Here is a 16,698-nt window from a genome sequence, read left to right as displayed (position 1 = left end):
TGCCGCCTCCTTTATGTCCGAAAGATCAATTCACGATAGATGTTGTAGCCAAATTCGAATAATTGCTGAAGCATGCTAAACACTAGCGCTCCAAGGAAAATGATGATCCCCATAACAATAACGGTCAGCACCATCGTAATAACGGTTTTGATAACAGTGTACTGATGAACCGTCATTGTACCAATGAACAACAAGAGCACAAACCAGATAAAAGCTATCGTCGTTGCTAGATAATAAAAAGCCGTTTCTTCCTGAACCATAAACCGACTAATCACAATCATCGGTGCATAAATCAAAATAAGTGGGATAAGCGAGTAACCTGTCGCCAGCACAATTTCCTTGAACTTACCTTCACCCTCCATCAGGGTTGTGATGGCCCAATTGGCTGTACACCAGAGAAAGAACGGTACAACAATCGTTAAGATCTCCTGAATGCTATTCAGTGTCCGCGGATCCGAATAGTTGACCAGAAAACCTGCGTACTGTTTTTGCAAAATCATAATGATAATCGTCAGCACAAGTGCACTAAAAGCAACAGCTAACCTACCCCGGTTATCTGACTTCAGATCCCAAAATGCATCAATGGGGTGAAAAATGAGGTGCAACGGAAACTTAATGTAATCCTGCTTCACGATCGATCTGCCTCCTCCGTTTCCATTTAACCGCCAATCGAACAAGGATCAGAACAAAGACCGCCACAATAGCAACCGTTAGAAATGTGCCAAAATTCTCTTTCATGACCTCTCTCCGATGTCGTTTGAATGCGACAGAATAACTCTTGCGATCCATGCCCAGCTCAAAGTAACCAAGAGCCTCTTCGTTTTTCTTCTCCATCAGCAATGACTTACCAATGCCGATATAAGCAATATCATAGTTAGCGTTCAGCTTAAGAACCTCTTTCCAGAGATGCACCGCCTCCGTGTCCTCGCCCTGATAGTGCAGGGCAACAGCCTGATTCACCGTTGAACCGAATCGTGTAGGCTCATAGACCACTAAATTGCTTTTGCCTCGATCCAGCACTAACGAATGATCACCGGATTGCTCAATGGCAACAGGAGTCTTGAGTGTACCGACCTGGTTACCCTTGCCCCCGTAGATATACAGCAGATGACCTTCATCATCATAAGTGAATACTCGGTTCTGCGTGGCGTCCAACACACTGTACATGCCGTTGCCTAACACCTTCACATCAATTAACTTGGATGGCCCGGTACTATTTCGGAAGCGGATGTCCCCTTTGACATCGTAGTAACCGAATCGTTTAAGTACATCCTCGCCCGACGGATTCAACCGCTTGATCGGCTCGTTCGAACCTGGATCAATGTTGGTGGCGTATACGAAGCCTTTATGGTCGATATCTGCATTCGAGAACTCGGTAGGTACAAAGAGAACCATCTGAGCCCGCTGAGCTTTAGTTGAAAACATACGCCAGATATATTCGCCATAATCCCGTTCAACCTTGTTAGTTCCTACATAACCAATGAATTGACCGTTCTCATCAAACTGCATAATGCCTTCATATACACCTTGCGCCACAACGTATACCCGGCCCACACGATCCACGGTCAGCTTCAAAGGCTGAAACTGAAAATCAGTCGCCAAAATGTCCGATTCTGGCTTCGTAATGGTATGTACCAGGTTCCCTTCTGCATCTAACACAACAACGCGACTGTTGCCGGTATCTGCAATGTAAATCTGTTCCTCTTCGTCCACAAATAGTCCGCTTGGAACGCTAAATGCCTCCTTGCTGCCATCCAGCATAAAACCTTCAATAACGCGTAACAGCTTGTAGTTTGCGTCCATGACAACGATGCGGCTGTTACCACTGTCCAAAATATAGATTTGACCGGATGTAGAGACGTTGATATCACCAGGATCTTTGAATTCGCCAATCCCCAGATCACTACCTGAGATCGTTCGCTCAGGCAGGTAGGCATCCGGTGAAGGAACGGCTTCTTTCCAGTAGTTGTAGTTATAACTGTCATACGGCGCCGGGGAGGCTGCCGCAGGCATGGCATTCACCAGCAACAGGGATACTGCCGCCAGAAGACTTAGCCATCTTTTCACTGTGCGTGCCATATCGTTCCCCCTTAATCCTTCATGCCTGAGCTTGCCATCGTCTCAATGATGCGGCTCTGTGAGAAAATAAACAGCGTAATTGGCACACTCATCAAGATCAATGCAACCGCTGCACCTGCTCCGGCACGGGAAATTCCGCCCTGAATGATCTGCCCTGCAGCATAATGCAAGGTCTTCAACTGCTCACTATAGATATATCCATTGCCATCGCTTCCCCACAGCATCTGGAATAACAGAATAATCAAAGTAAGCCACGCTGGCTTCACATTCGGCATGACGATCGACCAGAAAATGCGATACTCACTTGCGCCATCAATCTTAGCTGCTTCCAGTAATGCATCCGGAATCTGTTCCATGAATTGCTTCATGAGATACAGACCCAGCGAATAGGCAAACGCCGGAATGATAACAGCCCAATACGTATCGATCCATCCTAACCATGACATGATCATATAGTTCGGGATTGCCGTCACGGCAGGTGTGAACATCAGGGAAAGTACAACCACCTGAAACATGAATACTTTGCCAGGAAACTTGTGTTTGGCAAGTGGGTAAGCTGCCGCAGAAGCCAGCAGCACGTGACCCACGATACCGATTCCTGTAATAAATACCGTGTTGAAAATATAACGTGAGAATGGAACCCATGAATCGCTAAGCAGGTTCAGCAAATCGGTGAAGTTGCTTAACGTTGGGTTTTTAACAAATAGGGTCGGTGGAAAAGTAAAAATCTCATCCAGTGGCTTGAACGCATTATTGATCGCATAGATGAGCGGCAGTACCATAAACGCTCCGAACACCAGTAGAAGGGCAAACAGGGAGATACTTCCGGATAATGAGCGGTTCACCCGCTTTTTGGCTGTTGTAATCGCGGCCATATCGTTACTCTCCCACCCTTCTCAGAAGTTTCTGTACCAGCAAGTTCGTGCCCACCATAATCATAAAGAGCACTGTCGCTATGGCTGAGGCATACCCCATCTCAAACCGCGTGGTACCAAAATCAATCAAATGTGTAACAACCGTCTCAGCAGCATAGTTAACACTCGGGAAGCCTGCAAGTGCAATGGATACGTCCGCTACAGCGAAGGAGGTCGTTAATTGAATAACTGCACCAAACATCAGCTGTGGACGCATCGAAGGCAACGTAATGTACCATAACTCCTGCCAACGGTTCTTGATTCCATCTACAGCCCCTGCTTCATACAATGTCCGATCTACCGTCTGCAGACCTGCGATAAACGCGAGAAATCCTGTTCCTAGACTGAGCCACAATTGCACTAGAATGAGGATCGGCATGATGTAGGCTTCGGTCTTCAACCATTGGATCGGCTCGAGTAGAAATCCCCATTTAATTAAGAGACCGTTCGCAATCCCGTACCGATCTCCCGAGAAGATCATCAGCCAGATAAAATAAACATTGCCCGAAATGGAGGGTGCATAGAAAATCAATGTCATAAACGCTCTCCATTTTGGAGTCAACTCATTGATAATCCAAGCAAACACGAAACAAGCAATATAACTGATCGGCCCTGTAATAATGGCAAACAGCAACGTATTTTTGATCGCAATGAGAAATACGTCATCCTCCAGAAATAAGCGAGTGTAGTTCTGCCAACCAATAAATTTCGGGAATTCCAGCATGTTAAAATAGGTGAAGCTCAATATGATTGAGATGACAACGGGAATCACGGTAAACATGATGAACAGGATCATGTAAGGAGCGAGCAGCACATAGGAATGTTTGCTGGCCTTCATTTCCTGGAGCTTCCAGCTCCACCATGATTTCATGCCCATCGTTGGCTTTTTCTCAGGAGGACTGTTTTGTCCGTCTCGGAGTGATATTTGTGACACTGTTAACCCTCCCTCTGCTTACGGAAGACCAAATTCATTACGCTTGATCCGAATCTCGTCCTGAATATACTGGGTGTAGTCCATAATGGATTCCCTTGCTTCCACCTGGCCTACGACTGTTTTGTAAAACGCATTAAACAGATGACGTCCTGTAAAGTAACCGCCTGGCACTTCAGGAATACCTTTCACCGTTTCGAATTGCGCCTTCAAATTAGCGTAATCCTCAGCTGGCCATGGAAGTGAATCCAATGCTTTTATATTCGCAGTCGGATAACGTGCAGCGGCTCCCATCAACCCTTCCATCTCACGTCCGAATTCTGCTTGAATCGGTGTACTGGTCCACCATTTCATGAATTCCCATGCTGCCTCTTGATCCTTCGCACTCTGTAACATCATGACCGCAGTACCACTACCTGGCGTATCGCGGTTCAGTGTACCATCATCCTGTATCGTTCCCGGTACAGGCACGAATCCCCACAGTCCACGAATCTCAGGTGCAAAGACAGATAGCTGGTTATACATGGTGTAATCCGTTAGACCAATCGGCATCTGACCGGTACGGAATCGATTAGCAAAATCATATTCTCGCTCCAGCTTATAATCGGTGTAGAACTCCGTCCATTTCTTGAACGTCTCAATTCCGACGCGAGAATCCAGATCCGATTCCTTATCGTTATTCCGATAGAACGCACCGCCATTTTGCAACAGCATTGTTGCGTACTGTGAGTTCGGCGGAATATTGACACCTTGCATGTTCGCCTGCGTTACAATCGGCATGCCAAATTCCATATGATTTTTGCTCAGGATCGCAAGTAAACTCTCCACATCATCCCACGTCTGAGGCACCTCAAGACCGAGCTCAGCAAGCACATCTTTACGATAAAATAACATGTTGAACGTCTGCGTTTCCGGGAGTGCATACACACCAGAATCATAGGCATATGGAACGATCGCACTTTCCCTGAACTCCTGTTCCACCGCGTCATAATCACTGAACTGTGTCAGATCCATTGCTGAATTCCGCATCGCAAAGTTCACAGGCAGGTCATTACCAATTTGCATCGCAATGTCTGGCCCTTCGCCTGATAACGTCGCTGGCAACAACGTCCCCATATTCACTAGCTTCAGATTGACATTAATGCCGCTCTCAGGTGTAAACGTCTCATCAATCATCGCTTTCATCGTGTTCGCTTGATCTCGTCCGCTACCGATCCAGACAGTCACTGTCCGCTGATCCGCTGACGTAGCAACGTTTCCGATCTGGTTATAATCGATGAAAAATGAGTTGTAGAACGTTTTCGCTTCATGTCCGATCTTGGCCATTGGCCCCATGCCCGTTTCAGGAATGTTACGATCTAGCGAGGTAACGTAGAGTGCGTCAATCTCCAGTGGTTGTTCTCTCGCTTGTTGCACCCATGTACCGAGTCCACCTGTATTTGTTTTGTAAGCAGCGAGTCTTCTCGGAATGGTGTCTGGTTTCTCAATCATCTCATCGAGCTGTTGCGCCATCGTTTTGATCAGTGCTTCCTGATCGCTCGATTGGCCGGATAAAATGCGAAGCTGCGCCGCAACTTCCTTCAAGCGCTCACTCTCACCACCGAACACTTCCAGCAGATTCGGAATCTGCTTCTCCACTCGATAATCCCTGAATTCATCAGGCTTGGTACCTGTAATCATCAGAATTCGCCGGTACATAGAGTTCAGATTGTACAAGCTATCCTCTACATTGCGGATCAGTGGTGCGAAATCGCCTAGGCTGTTCTCCAGCCGAATCACATGTTTGCCCTTTTCCAGCAAGAACTTATAAGGTTCATCTCCACCCATCACATCTACACGATAATCGCTCTGATACCGAAAAGGAGCTTTCATCATTTCGGCAAATGGAACCTCACCATCAATGGTCAGCTTACGAGTGGAATAGATTCCTTTCACAAAATTTTGCTGCGCCGTAAATCCGATATGATAAAGTCCATCCTCCGGCACATCCACTTCCCATTCAATCCATTGTCCGGGCAAACGCCAGTTATAGCCGCCAATCGTATTGATTCTTACCTGAGAAGCGCTGTAAGGAGACACTGCTGAACTTGATCTTTCGCTAGTTGGATATAACGTTGGAGAAGACTTGGCAACGGCTGCCTCCCCTTCTATGCGAATGAGCACATCCTTCGGTTGTGGGAATGAATCGCTATTCTGTGCTTGTGCCATCTCCGAATACGGAGCTATCGATTGGTCATTGAACAGTCGTAACGAGCGTATAACCATCGGTTCCCGAGAAGATTTCAGCGTGAGCGTATGCTCCCCTTTTTCCAAATAAAACTTGAATGGTGCTTGTTCGTAACCGTCCGAATCCTGAAACATCTCTTCGATCCAACGCGGTTTCTCCACCTGTTTAGGTCGAAGATCATTCCCTTGATTATCCTGCTGTACCTCATCCTTCTCATTGCCCCATACCCGATCAAACTGCAAATAGGCGGCTTCCGCAAACGGAAGTTCACCATCAATGTACAGTGCACGCTCAATCGCGGAACTCTTGCCCTCTACAGGGAAATACGTTGCAGAAAGGTTGTACCATCCCGATTCTGGTACGCTGATCATCCAGTCGACCTCTCCGGTCTCACCCGTATGTAGCGATGTTCCTTCCAGACCCTCGTAATGATCGAGTGTCTGCACCTCGCCGCCACTGGCTCGTGTATACTCCCCAGCTTCAATCGTAATATCCACATTCGGCCGAGCAGCTTCGCCTACCTTAGACAAATATTGCTCATACCCCTTCTTCTGCCTTGTCTGCTGCAAGATAGCATCCACTTCAATGGCCGGCAAACCGCCGGGTGGAACATCCGCACTCTCCGCATCTGTCCCCGATGTGAAATAAAAAATCACCCCGGCTGCTGCGATGACCATTACGGCAGGCAGGATCCATCTCTTTCGTTGTAGAATTCCAGCCATCCTACGAGTCCTCCTCATCAAGGCTGATGCCAGCGTTCCTTTTTTGGAATTTAGGAAGAGGGGTACTCCTGCATCTTAGATACGAGGTACCCCCATTATTGCTGTAGTTATTGTTTACTGAGCTTATCCACAGCAGCTTGAGCCTGTGCTTTATACTTCTCTGCTGTTGCCGTAACAGAGGCATTGTTTTTGATGATATCGTTTACATAATCACCGATTGGATAACCTGCATAGGCATCATCCAGCAAGATGCGACCTGTGCCAGCAATATGCTCACGAATCATCGCGATGTCCTTCTCATCTGAGTAGAGACTTTCCAGGTAATCTTGCCCTGGGTATTCTTCAATCTGTGGAATGTCGAAGGTCTCTTCATAGATTTGGTATACAATCTTCGGATCTTCTACACCTTTGGGAATGAACTTCGCTGCTGCCGCATTGTTTGCATACGTTACAGACTTATCACCCTGAGGACCATTCGGAATAGGTACTACGCCAGCAGCGAAGGTCAGATCCCCTAATTGCCATTCTGCCGCAGTGAAAAGAGCAACGTCTCCGTCCTTGAATGTGTTGCTTTCTTCCCAGTTCGTTTTGTCGCCTGTTTTCACTTTCACAACATTCTCCACGTTATACAAGCGTTTGATAAATTCAGCTGCTTCAATCGTTTTCGGATCAGACAAGCCTTCTTTGGAATTCTCGTCATCTACGATCGTACCGCCATTGGCTGCCGTAAAGTGACGCAGTGCATCGATTACCCAACCCGAATATCCATAGACATCAATTTTGCCATCGTTATCCGTATCTTTGGTTGCTTGTTTCGCAAGTTCCATGAATTTATCCCAAGTCCACTCACCGTTGTTGTACAGTTCCTGTGGATCAGGCAGCGATAGCTTCTTGAATAAATCACGGTTATAGTGAAGACCCAGACCAATACTTGTCGGTGAGTCAAATGCGTAATCATTACCTGCAATGGACGGGAATCTAGTCATCAGGTTAGCTTCCTGATTGATGTTGTTCTCACTAGTGGTAAACTCAGAAATCGGCAATAACTGCCCTTTCAGTACAGCCGGGAGTGCAGATTTATATTCCATCTGTACAATATCCGCAAACGGCTCGCCAGCAAGAGCAGTCGTTGTGAATTTGTTCATGTACTCTTCAAACGGTACATTCACGAATTCAATGGTCACGTTGTATTTTTTCTCAACCTCAGCAATTTTGTCCAGACGTGCTTTATCCGACGCAGTCTCTCCAGCCGGTTTCAGATCCCACCATGCTGCAATCTTAATGACACGACCATTCAGATTCGGAACATCAGCTGCAGGCTCTTCAGCCTCTGTGCTTGCTTCTACCGTTTCTGTGGTATTGCCTGAATTCGCCGTACCTTCCTGTTCCGTGGCGTTCTGCGCTGTTCCCCCTCCACTGCAAGCGGATACAATAAGCATGAACACCAATAAAAGAATAGGAAAAAAGCTCCGTTTTCTAATCATGATTAGAACAACCTCCCCAAATGTGTTTACAAATCATGGACAAACCGAAACCGATACCGATACCTCCCATATGCCCTAAAGAAAATACATGACCACCACCGTTTGTTATTTTCTCGTTTGGTTTTGACAAACAAAATTTAACATAGCATAATGTAAGCGTCAACATTTTTGTTGTTAACATTTTCTATTTCTTCTGTTAGAATGCAATTACAGGTAATTGAAACGCTTATTTTAAAGCATATTATCTATATCACCCATTGAGTACACACGAATGCATAACCAACCTTTATTTTTGTTTTTGTTATTTATTTAAAATAACAAACCATAATTTTTTAGACAAAATTCGCTTTAATTTTCGTTCAACATCTCTCATCTATGGATTTCACTATCCGCTTAAATCTACCTAGAGCTATCCTTTTGAAATGTCTGTCTGTAATTCGATTCAAGGAAATTAATCATGTATACTAGAATCAGTTTCATAATTCGTTGTAGACAATACGGCAGAACTACGAGTGTAAGGATGGTATGATGAAGACGAAGGTAACAATCCAGGAAATTGCACACTTTACGGGTTTGTCGAAATTTGCGGTTTCACGCGCGTTGTCTGGAAAATCAGGAGTTAGTGACCAGACACGGGATGTTATCCTTAAAGCCGCCGGCAAGCTTGGATATTTCAAAGATAACGCTGCGTTATCTGGAGATGTCCACAATAGTAATGATCTTAATGATCCACAAAACATACGTTGGAGCGGGACGATTTTGATTTTGTTTCCTAACATCCGTTATCAGAATCAGGAATCCGTGTACTGGGGTCCCGTCTTCAATGGGATATCCTCCCGGCTCAATCAGAAGGGTATTAATATACTGACACTGACAGAGCCTTCTGCTGACCAATTATTCACGTTATTAAATCCAGATGCCATTCGCGGCATTATTACGGTGGGCTCCATCTCCACACCGATCCTGCTTGAAATTAAACGGTTGGGCATACCTGTGGTCATGGTCGATCATCTAGATCCCGTCTTCCATAGTGACAGTATTTTCACAGATAATTTTGCATCGATGCGTGACATTATGCTCTACCTGCTTCGTAAGGGATTCAAACGTTTCCAGTTTGTTGGTAACATCCATGATGCACACAGCTTCTATGAACGCTGGCTTGCCTACAGCTCAGTCCTTATGGGACATGGAATTGAACTCAACCAGATTCCCGAGCTAAGCAGCCCAGATCTGGAGGACTTCCGCAAGACCTTCAGTTCATTGTTTGACGAAACTAATTTGCCTGAAGTATTTGTGTGCGCCAATGACTTCTATGCACTCTCTACCATTGAGACGCTAGAAAGCATGGGGATTCGTGTACCTGATCAATGTGTCGTCACGGGCTTTGATAATGTATACAACGACATTCCTGTGCTCGCTAGTGTGAACGTCAACAAGGAGTTACTTGGTGCGCGTGCAGTGGATCAGATGTTGTGGCGCATTATCAACCCCGAAAGTAATGTGGAAAAAAAGCTCATTCTCGCAGATGTTATTATTCGAGAACAGTTCGGCCGACATAGTGGTTGATCTATATTACAGTTAGCCCAACTTAAACAATCCCTATAAAAGGCATTACAAACACCCCCATGCCATTCCTGAATTGGCATGAGGGTATTTGCGTATTACATTTTTAGTTTATGAGCATAAGCGCACCTACGTATCCGTTCTAACTTCATCCCACTCTTGGTCCAGATAACAGATCAACCAATTCAACGCCCGGTGGCGTTCATAGGCAACTCCGCTATTCAAACCTGCAGGTGGCGTGCTTCCTTTCACACGACTGTCTACACAAACCCAGTTATACCGATAGATTAAATCTGCTTCATCTAGGATTTCACTTGCACTACGGAACGAAGCTTGGGATATAAACTCTTCAATTGTGTCACATTGCTGCAAGTATCCTACCGCTTGTCCTACGTTACATAGCTGTGTTGGAGCCCCTAATTCTTGAATATAACCAAGAGCCCAGAGCATAACATAATAAGCTTCATATCCCCACGAGAAGGATATTACCTCCTGCTGCTCCGCTCCATGCTGATGAATAAACCTTCGCTCTGCTGGCGAAAAGAATGAATCTGCATCATACTTATCAATGACCTCTTGGACAAGTGCAGCGGTATCTTCAGCACTCTCACCCGCACCCAAACATTCCCCCTTGAGCGCTGCAAGACATAGAGCCACTGCTCGCCTTGCCACTTCATCAAGTGTTCGGATTCTCGTATGTTCATCTCCAGCTCTGGCAGGCAAATGTGGATTGAACGGAATACCCTGTTCGGTCAAAATACGTTCAGAGCGCTCCTTACGCTGAATGCCAGATGCAGACTGAGGTCGAGCATCATCTAGTAGGCTTGGATGTGCAGTTACTGTGTAATCTTCAACTTCTGAATCACCGTTCGTATCAAGTAACAATTGTCCTTGAGCGTTCAATAGAGAGCCACCGCCCCAGAAGATCAGCCCATCAAGCTGATCCGCAAGTTGCAACAGCTCATGGAAGAATGCCTCGGATATGTCCTCGTCCGTCTCAATGCCAATAACCATATTCAAGGTTGAGCACTTGATTAATACTTTCTCCTGGAGCTGAGGATGGTTTGCATCGATCTGGCCAAGAAAATTCATCATGCCTTGGATCATAGCTGTAAATTGTTCCGGATGCGTTCGACTCGTCATGATGTTGAATCCTTTGGTTTTTTTGCTAAACCATTTCTTCTGAGTTACGGTAATATGTGTTTTATCTTCGTTTAGCTCTATCCGATCTTGGGGATACAATGACCGAAGAAGCTCATGAACTTGCTCTAAGTCAAACTGCGAGCTGTATAAGGCACAATTTTTCAATGGGTTCACCTTCTTTAGTCATTAATCCTTGTACGGGTCAAACTCATTGCCCCCGGCCATGGCCACGCCAACAGGACGTAGAATATGATTCACTTTCAAGGTACTTGCATGGGCATGGAGCACATCCTGCAGCTTCTTATACACGAACGGACTTTCATCTGTTCCTGCGCCACGCAGTTCTACGCCATACGCACGGATGGCTTGATGCATCTGTTCTTCACTAATCTCTCCGCCCATACGTGTGCGGAGCTTATAATTCATTTTGCCAGCAGCCTGTGTACGACTCATAATTCGTCCTGCTCCATGTACTGTGCTACGGAAAGACTCCGTATTCTCATCGCTGTGAATTCCTTCGACAATGACCGAGATATCTCCCATGCTGCCTCCAACGAAACCAAGCTGTCCCGGGGATAACGGTGTTGCACCTTTTCTTACTACAACCGTTTCTTCACCAAAATGCTCTTCTTTCCATGCAAAGTTATGGTGGTTGTGGACAGCGTATTCGCTGCGAGCTCCGAGGATATCTAGCACCTGTTCGATGACGTAGTCACGTCCTGCATATGCATATCTACCCGCAAGGGTCATCGCCTTCCAGTACATATCACCCATTTCGCTACCTAGGTCAAACAGTGTAGGGGGTTGATCCATCGACTCACCAGGCGCCTTCCCACTGAATTCACGCCCTGCTGCCAAGTTGAGGAAGCCACTCGCTACTTTATGACCGAATCCACGACTTCCGAAGTGATTGGCAATCCACACTTTGCCCGTAGCTTCTTCCACGAAAATATCAACAAAATGATTACCACTGCCCACGGTTCCGAGTTGGTTGCGTGCCAGCGTCTTTAACTTCTGCTCTAGCTTGGGCTCGATGGTGTCAAATAGCTTCCAGCTCGTATCATCAAACAATTCGTGGTCAATCGGTGTTGGATTGTTCCGTCCCACTCCAAATGAAACGACCCGATTAATCTCATCCATCATCTTCGCAATCCCGTGAGAAATATCATCCCACATTAGATTCGTACGTACCGCCTTGTTACCACAGGCAATATCGTATCCCACACCTGAAGGACTAATCATATTACGGTAGGCGACCACACCACCAATGGGTTGAGAATATCCTTTATGATGATCTGCCATTAATGCCACACCAAGCACATCTCCATACTGCGAGCAAGTCACAGCCTGACTCACTGCATTCTCCAGCGGTTCCCCCCAAACTTTAATGTTATCAATCACACGCATAATGTATAAAACCTCCTTATACTCATAAGACATTAAACAGCAATAGCTCTGTATATTTTACCAACATTTGTAGATTATCGGCAGGGGTAATTTTATTTTGTTGGATTGATCTCCATATGCAAAGCGCTCTCTAGGACGTTAAACGATCTGTTCTGGGATGAAGACTAAGTTGCGACTTATCAGCACAAGACGGGTCTTGATTATTAATGTTCAATAGATGAGACATCAAAAAAAGAGAGCCTTTGGCTCTCTTTTCTAATAAAATCTCTCTTGTGTGAGCATGCTCCATTGGAATCCATGTGAATATGTAACAGCCTCAGACGAGATCAGCTAAATTGCTTCCTGTACCCCTGTACCTTCTCATCCTTAAACCCTAGCTTCTCATAAAACTGATGAGCTTCTTTCCGTTGATCGCCAGATACCAGAATCATATAACCACACGCAAGATCTCGCGCGATTCGTTCGATCTGTAGCATAAGCTTCTGGCCGATGCCCTGCCTGCGCACCTGCTCAGATACAATCACATTCTCCACCACCATAAAAGGTTTGCACTGACCTACCAGATCCATACACTCAATACCCATCACAGAGCCGACCAGCTTCCCCTCATAGAACGCTCCGAGGATATAGTAATGCCCATTTTGCTGAATATAACGAAACATCTTCTGCATTTGAACCTCATTCGTTGGTGTCTCCATCAACTCATTGTATAGGTGACTTAATGCTGGCAGGTCTTGAAGTTCGATAGCTCTTACAGTTACCATGATGGAATACCCCCTGTTGACCTTAAACGATTACACAATGGCTCATTTAAAGTTCTTTCTTAAAATAATAGTGTGTGTGCCCTGTTGGGGCATTCTGATTAACTGTCGTTACGGTGTATCCATGCTTCTTGTAAAATTCTGGTGCTTGAAAGGAAAATGTGTTTAGCATAACAAAGTCACATTGTTTCGTACGCGCAAGTTGTTCCACCTCAAGCAGAAGCTGTGAGCCAAAACCCTGTTGACGCTGTTCTGGATTTACCCACAAAATGTCGATTTCAATCCAGTTCCAGCATAGTGTGCTGAGTATGCCTGCCACAATCTCGCCAGCCTCATTTTTCACATGGAAGTTTAGTTCCTCATACCGATCTCTGAGTTCAGTCGATATATGACTTGCATTATACGCTATTAATTGCTGACGAACATACTGAGAATCTTCTGCAGTACTTGTATTTAAGTTATGATTAGACACCACTCTGTTCTACCATCCCTTCTATAACTTCTTATCTTATCGCCTCAGCATCGAAGCTTTCTTCCATATGTAATGTACCATCCACCTGATCATTAATTCGCTAAACTTCCTTGAACCTCCTTTTTTTCCATTAGTTAATGACTAGGGTGTGTCTTATAACTCCTAAACAACCTTAGCTCAGGTAATCCCGTAGGAACCCGAACTAAGGCTGTTTATACGCATGCTGAGAAGACTCTCTTCTCCTGATCTCTAATTTACAGTGATTCCATGATCACACGTTTATAGTACAAGACAGATAATAACCCAAACATTGAATACAACATCGTATATACAATCATCACGATCACCATTGGTGTCACGAGCTCAGTACCGAAGAAGAACCAGCCCGACTTCACCGCAAAATAACTATGACTCAATCCAATCACTAACGGGATACCAAAGTTAAACAATTGCTTCAGTTGAATACCACGTAACAGATCAGCTTGGGTGAAGCCGAGCTTGCGCAGTATCGTATAATTCGGCTTTTCTTCTTCACTTTCGTTCATTTGTTTGAAGTATAGAATGCATCCTGAGGTAATCAGGAAGGTCAGACCTAAGAAACCTACGATAAACATAATAAGACCCATATTAGTGCGCTGACTGTCTCGAATTTCGATCTGAGCGAAATTAGGGACATGTAAGTCTAGTTCCTTGTAGATCGTGTATGCTTCCTCCGCCTGAGCCGAGCTTACAATCTGTACACCATAATAATCAGCCTTGTCTTCCTCCTGAAGCTTAGGATCGAGATCCTGTTGAAGCTCTTGGTATACCGATTCGTCCACCACGGCGACCGGTGTTCCTTTCGTATAATACATAGGGAGTACTCCCTGCTTCGAGGTTCCAATTAACTCCTGATCGATACTATGCTTCATCCCATGCAGAACAATAGAACCTTTCTCCTGAATCGGAATTAATTGCCGAACGACGTTTCCATACCCCATAAAGACCACTTCACCCGGGGTAAGATCCAAGTCATCCACCATCTGGTCGCTCACGACACTGCTGTACAAAAATTCCTTACCTTGAGATTCATTCATGATATCTTTTCCATCAATTTCAATGAAAATCGGTTGTCTGTGCTTCACCTCATAAGCAATCTCTCGCTGATCCAATTCAGCTACAAATCGATTCTTCACATTCGCTTGTGCAAACGAAAAATCCTCTGGCACACTCTCTCGTGCTTGAGCCTCTGCCGAATAATATGAAATATATGTTAGAGACAGCATGCCAATGGCAAGAGCCGAAACCGTTGTAATAATGGTGAGCAACAAGGCATTCGACTTCATGCGGAACATAATAGATGATAACGACAACACCTCATGAATAGATAGGTAACCCTGTTTTCTTTTGCGAATCAGATTAAACAGAAAACTAACGGAACCTTTGTAGAACAGATAAGTGCCCAATATAACAGAGAACAGGATCACAAGCATCGTGACCATCAATTGCTGCATATCGAGTGCGGCTCCACTGAACAATTTGGCTGACAAGACATACCCGAATACGATGAGGATAATTCCTGATACACCTACGATAACCTGCCCCATTGACATCTGGCTTTGTCGCTGCTCCGAGGTTGAAGAGACTCGAAAGAGCGAAAGAATACTCTGTGCTCGAATGAAGGTGTAGTTCATCAACATGATCAGCATGTACAATGCGACAAAAACAATGATCGTCTGCACTAATGCCATCGGAGAGAAGACCAACTTCGTAATGGCATCTACACCAATAATTTTAAATAAAATCATGAGGATCAGCTTCGATCCAAGGAATCCAATCAACACCCCAATAATCATAGAACCGAAATAAAGAATGAAATTCTCTACACTCAAAATTCGAAAAATCTTACCTTTGGTTAATCCAATGAGCTGAAACAATCCAATCTCCTTACTGCGACGTTTGATAAAGATCGTATTCGCATATAACAGGAAAATGGCTACAATGACGATTAATAGCACCGATGATGTCCCTATAGCAGCTGCACCTTTAACGGAGTTCTCCACTTCTGTCAGGGATGAATCGTACTGTAATGTCACAAATGAAAAATATAAAGCAACGCTGAAAATTAGTGCAAAAACATAGAGATAATAATTTTTCAAATTTTTGCGCAAATTGCGAATAATGATGTGGTTTAGACTCACTGCTGCACACCACCCAGTACACCCTGCGTTTTGATAATATCATTGAAGAACGTCTGACGTGACTCGTCCCCTCGGTTCAATTGGGTATAAATCTGTCCATCGCGAATGAAAATAACTCTGCTACAATAGCTCGCAGCGCCTGGATCATGCGTAACCATAATAATCGTTGCCTGATGTTTAGTGTTCATATCACTGAGCTTACCGAGCAGATCGGAAGCTGACTTGGAATCCAATGCACCTGTCGGCTCATCTGCAAAAATAATACTGGGATCATGAACGAATGCGCGTGCAGCCGAAGTCCTCTGTTTCTGCCCGCCCGAGATTTCAGACGGATATTTATCCTTTAGTTCAGCAATGCCTAATTCTCCTGCAATATGATCGAATCTACGATGCGCCTCTTGTTTCGGTATGCCGGTGACGGAGAGTGGTAGAAGTACATTTTCCTTAACCGTAAGTGTATCCAGCAGATTGTACTCCTGGAATATAAAACCGAGATGTCGTTTGCGGAATTCAGCGAGTTGCTTCTCCTTCATCCCAGTAAACTCTTTACGCTCAATCTCTATCGTGCCTTGGCTGACACGATCAATCGAGGATAGCACATTTAACAAGGTTGTTTTGCCTGATCCGGAAGGTCCCATGATGCCAACAAACTCCCCTTTTCGCACCCCTAGATCAATACCTCTTAAGACCTCTTGCTTATTAAATTTATCTCCATAAACTTTATATATTTTCTTCGCTTCCAAAATGAACATGTCCCACTCACTCCTCCTCGATATGTTTCTAGGCATCTCCGTAATCAATAGCGGCTCTCTGAA

The 16,698-nt window shown here is 45.0% G+C and carries 13 protein-coding genes; 1 reads left to right on the top strand and 12 read right to left on the bottom strand.

Features of this window, described 5'->3' with window-relative positions; all coding sequences use genetic code 11:
* Positions 1–11: 11 nt before the first annotated feature.
* The 6 genes from J2T19_RS10585 to J2T19_RS10560 form a co-directional block, all read right to left on the bottom strand.
* Positions 12–632: a Yip1 family protein gene (locus tag J2T19_RS10585; protein WP_307215468.1), complete on the bottom strand. Its 621-nt coding sequence runs from the start codon at positions 630–632 to the stop codon at positions 12–14.
* A complete protein-coding gene (locus tag J2T19_RS10580) occupies positions 613–2,079 on the bottom strand; it encodes an NHL repeat-containing protein (RefSeq protein ID WP_307215466.1) in 1,467 nt (488 codons plus the stop codon). The genes J2T19_RS10585 and J2T19_RS10580 overlap by 20 nt, the downstream gene beginning before the upstream one ends.
* An 11-nt stretch (positions 2,080–2,090) precedes the next feature.
* The gene (locus J2T19_RS10575; protein ID WP_128101020.1) at positions 2,091–2,954 is read right to left on the bottom strand and encodes a carbohydrate ABC transporter permease; all 864 of its coding nucleotides are present in this window, start codon (positions 2,952–2,954) and stop codon (positions 2,091–2,093) included.
* A gap of 4 nt (positions 2,955–2,958) precedes the next feature.
* Positions 2,959–3,870, bottom strand: coding sequence for a carbohydrate ABC transporter permease (locus J2T19_RS10570; RefSeq protein WP_056699913.1), 912 nt, complete (start codon positions 3,868–3,870; stop codon positions 2,959–2,961).
* A 75-nt stretch (positions 3,871–3,945) separates the two neighbouring features.
* Positions 3,946–6,873 (bottom strand): extracellular solute-binding protein, encoded by a 2,928-nt coding sequence (locus tag J2T19_RS10565; RefSeq protein WP_307215464.1) that lies wholly within the window; start codon positions 6,871–6,873, stop codon positions 3,946–3,948.
* Positions 6,874–6,980: 107 nt separating this feature from the next.
* Positions 6,981–8,357: an ABC transporter substrate-binding protein gene (locus tag J2T19_RS10560; protein WP_307215462.1), complete on the bottom strand. Its 1,377-nt coding sequence runs from the start codon at positions 8,355–8,357 to the stop codon at positions 6,981–6,983.
* Positions 8,358–8,885: 528 nt separating this feature from the next.
* Here J2T19_RS10560 and J2T19_RS10555 point away from each other — a divergent pair.
* Positions 8,886–9,923, top strand: coding sequence for a LacI family DNA-binding transcriptional regulator (locus J2T19_RS10555; protein ID WP_307215460.1), 1,038 nt, complete (start codon positions 8,886–8,888; stop codon positions 9,921–9,923).
* Between the two features lie 126 nt (positions 9,924–10,049).
* Here the strand turns inward: J2T19_RS10555 and J2T19_RS10550 are convergent, their stop codons facing one another.
* The 6 genes from J2T19_RS10550 to J2T19_RS10525 form a co-directional block, all read right to left on the bottom strand.
* Positions 10,050–11,237, bottom strand: a complete 1,188-nt coding sequence (locus J2T19_RS10550) for a DUF4272 domain-containing protein (protein ID WP_307215458.1) — start codon at positions 11,235–11,237, stop codon at positions 10,050–10,052.
* A 12-nt stretch (positions 11,238–11,249) separates the two neighbouring features.
* Positions 11,250–12,470, bottom strand: coding sequence for an RtcB family protein (locus J2T19_RS10545; protein ID WP_307215456.1), 1,221 nt, complete (start codon positions 12,468–12,470; stop codon positions 11,250–11,252).
* Positions 12,471–12,796: 326 nt separating this feature from the next.
* The gene (locus J2T19_RS10540; protein WP_307215454.1) at positions 12,797–13,234 is read right to left on the bottom strand and encodes a GNAT family N-acetyltransferase; all 438 of its coding nucleotides are present in this window, start codon (positions 13,232–13,234) and stop codon (positions 12,797–12,799) included.
* 46 nt (positions 13,235–13,280) lie between these two features.
* Entirely contained in the window at positions 13,281–13,703 is a 423-nt protein-coding gene (locus tag J2T19_RS10535) for a GNAT family N-acetyltransferase (protein ID WP_307215452.1), read from the bottom strand.
* Between the two features lie 254 nt (positions 13,704–13,957).
* The gene (locus J2T19_RS10530) at positions 13,958–15,883 is read right to left on the bottom strand and encodes an FtsX-like permease family protein (protein ID WP_307215450.1); all 1,926 of its coding nucleotides are present in this window, start codon (positions 15,881–15,883) and stop codon (positions 13,958–13,960) included.
* Positions 15,880–16,635: an ABC transporter ATP-binding protein gene (locus tag J2T19_RS10525; RefSeq protein ID WP_307215448.1), complete on the bottom strand. Its 756-nt coding sequence runs from the start codon at positions 16,633–16,635 to the stop codon at positions 15,880–15,882. The genes J2T19_RS10530 and J2T19_RS10525 overlap by 4 nt, the downstream gene beginning before the upstream one ends.
* Positions 16,636–16,698: the final 63 nt, after the last annotated feature.

Origin of the sequence: Paenibacillus tundrae (assembly GCF_030812775.1) — a bacterium.
In the GTDB taxonomy this organism is placed as follows: domain Bacteria; phylum Bacillota; class Bacilli; order Paenibacillales; family Paenibacillaceae; genus Paenibacillus; species Paenibacillus tundrae_A.
Note: the sequence above shows the minus strand (reverse complement) of the source record. Positions and strands in the feature narration are given on the sequence as shown.

Excerpts from the sequence above, each read along its gene's own strand:
- J2T19_RS10580 (WP_307215466.1), bottom strand. The coding sequence starts at position 2,079 with ATGGCACGCACAGTGAAAAGATGGCTAAGTCTTCTGGCGGCAGTATCC.
- J2T19_RS10575 (WP_128101020.1), bottom strand. The coding sequence starts at position 2,954 with ATGGCCGCGATTACAACAGCCAAAAAGCGGGTGAACCGCTCATTATCC.
- J2T19_RS10570 (WP_056699913.1), bottom strand. The coding sequence starts at position 3,870 with ATGGGCATGAAATCATGGTGGAGCTGGAAGCTCCAGGAAATGAAGGCC.
- J2T19_RS10565 (WP_307215464.1), bottom strand. The coding sequence starts at position 6,873 with ATGGCTGGAATTCTACAACGAAAGAGATGGATCCTGCCTGCCGTAATG.
- J2T19_RS10560 (WP_307215462.1), bottom strand. The coding sequence starts at position 8,357 with ATGATTAGAAAACGGAGCTTTTTTCCTATTCTTTTATTGGTGTTCATG.
- J2T19_RS10555 (WP_307215460.1), top strand. The coding sequence starts at position 8,886 with ATGAAGACGAAGGTAACAATCCAGGAAATTGCACACTTTACGGGTTTG.
- J2T19_RS10545 (WP_307215456.1), bottom strand. The coding sequence starts at position 12,470 with ATGCGTGTGATTGATAACATTAAAGTTTGGGGGGAACCGCTGGAGAAT.
- J2T19_RS10540 (WP_307215454.1), bottom strand. The coding sequence starts at position 13,234 with ATGGTAACTGTAAGAGCTATCGAACTTCAAGACCTGCCAGCATTAAGT.
- J2T19_RS10525 (WP_307215448.1), bottom strand. The coding sequence starts at position 16,635 with ATGTTCATTTTGGAAGCGAAGAAAATATATAAAGTTTATGGAGATAAA.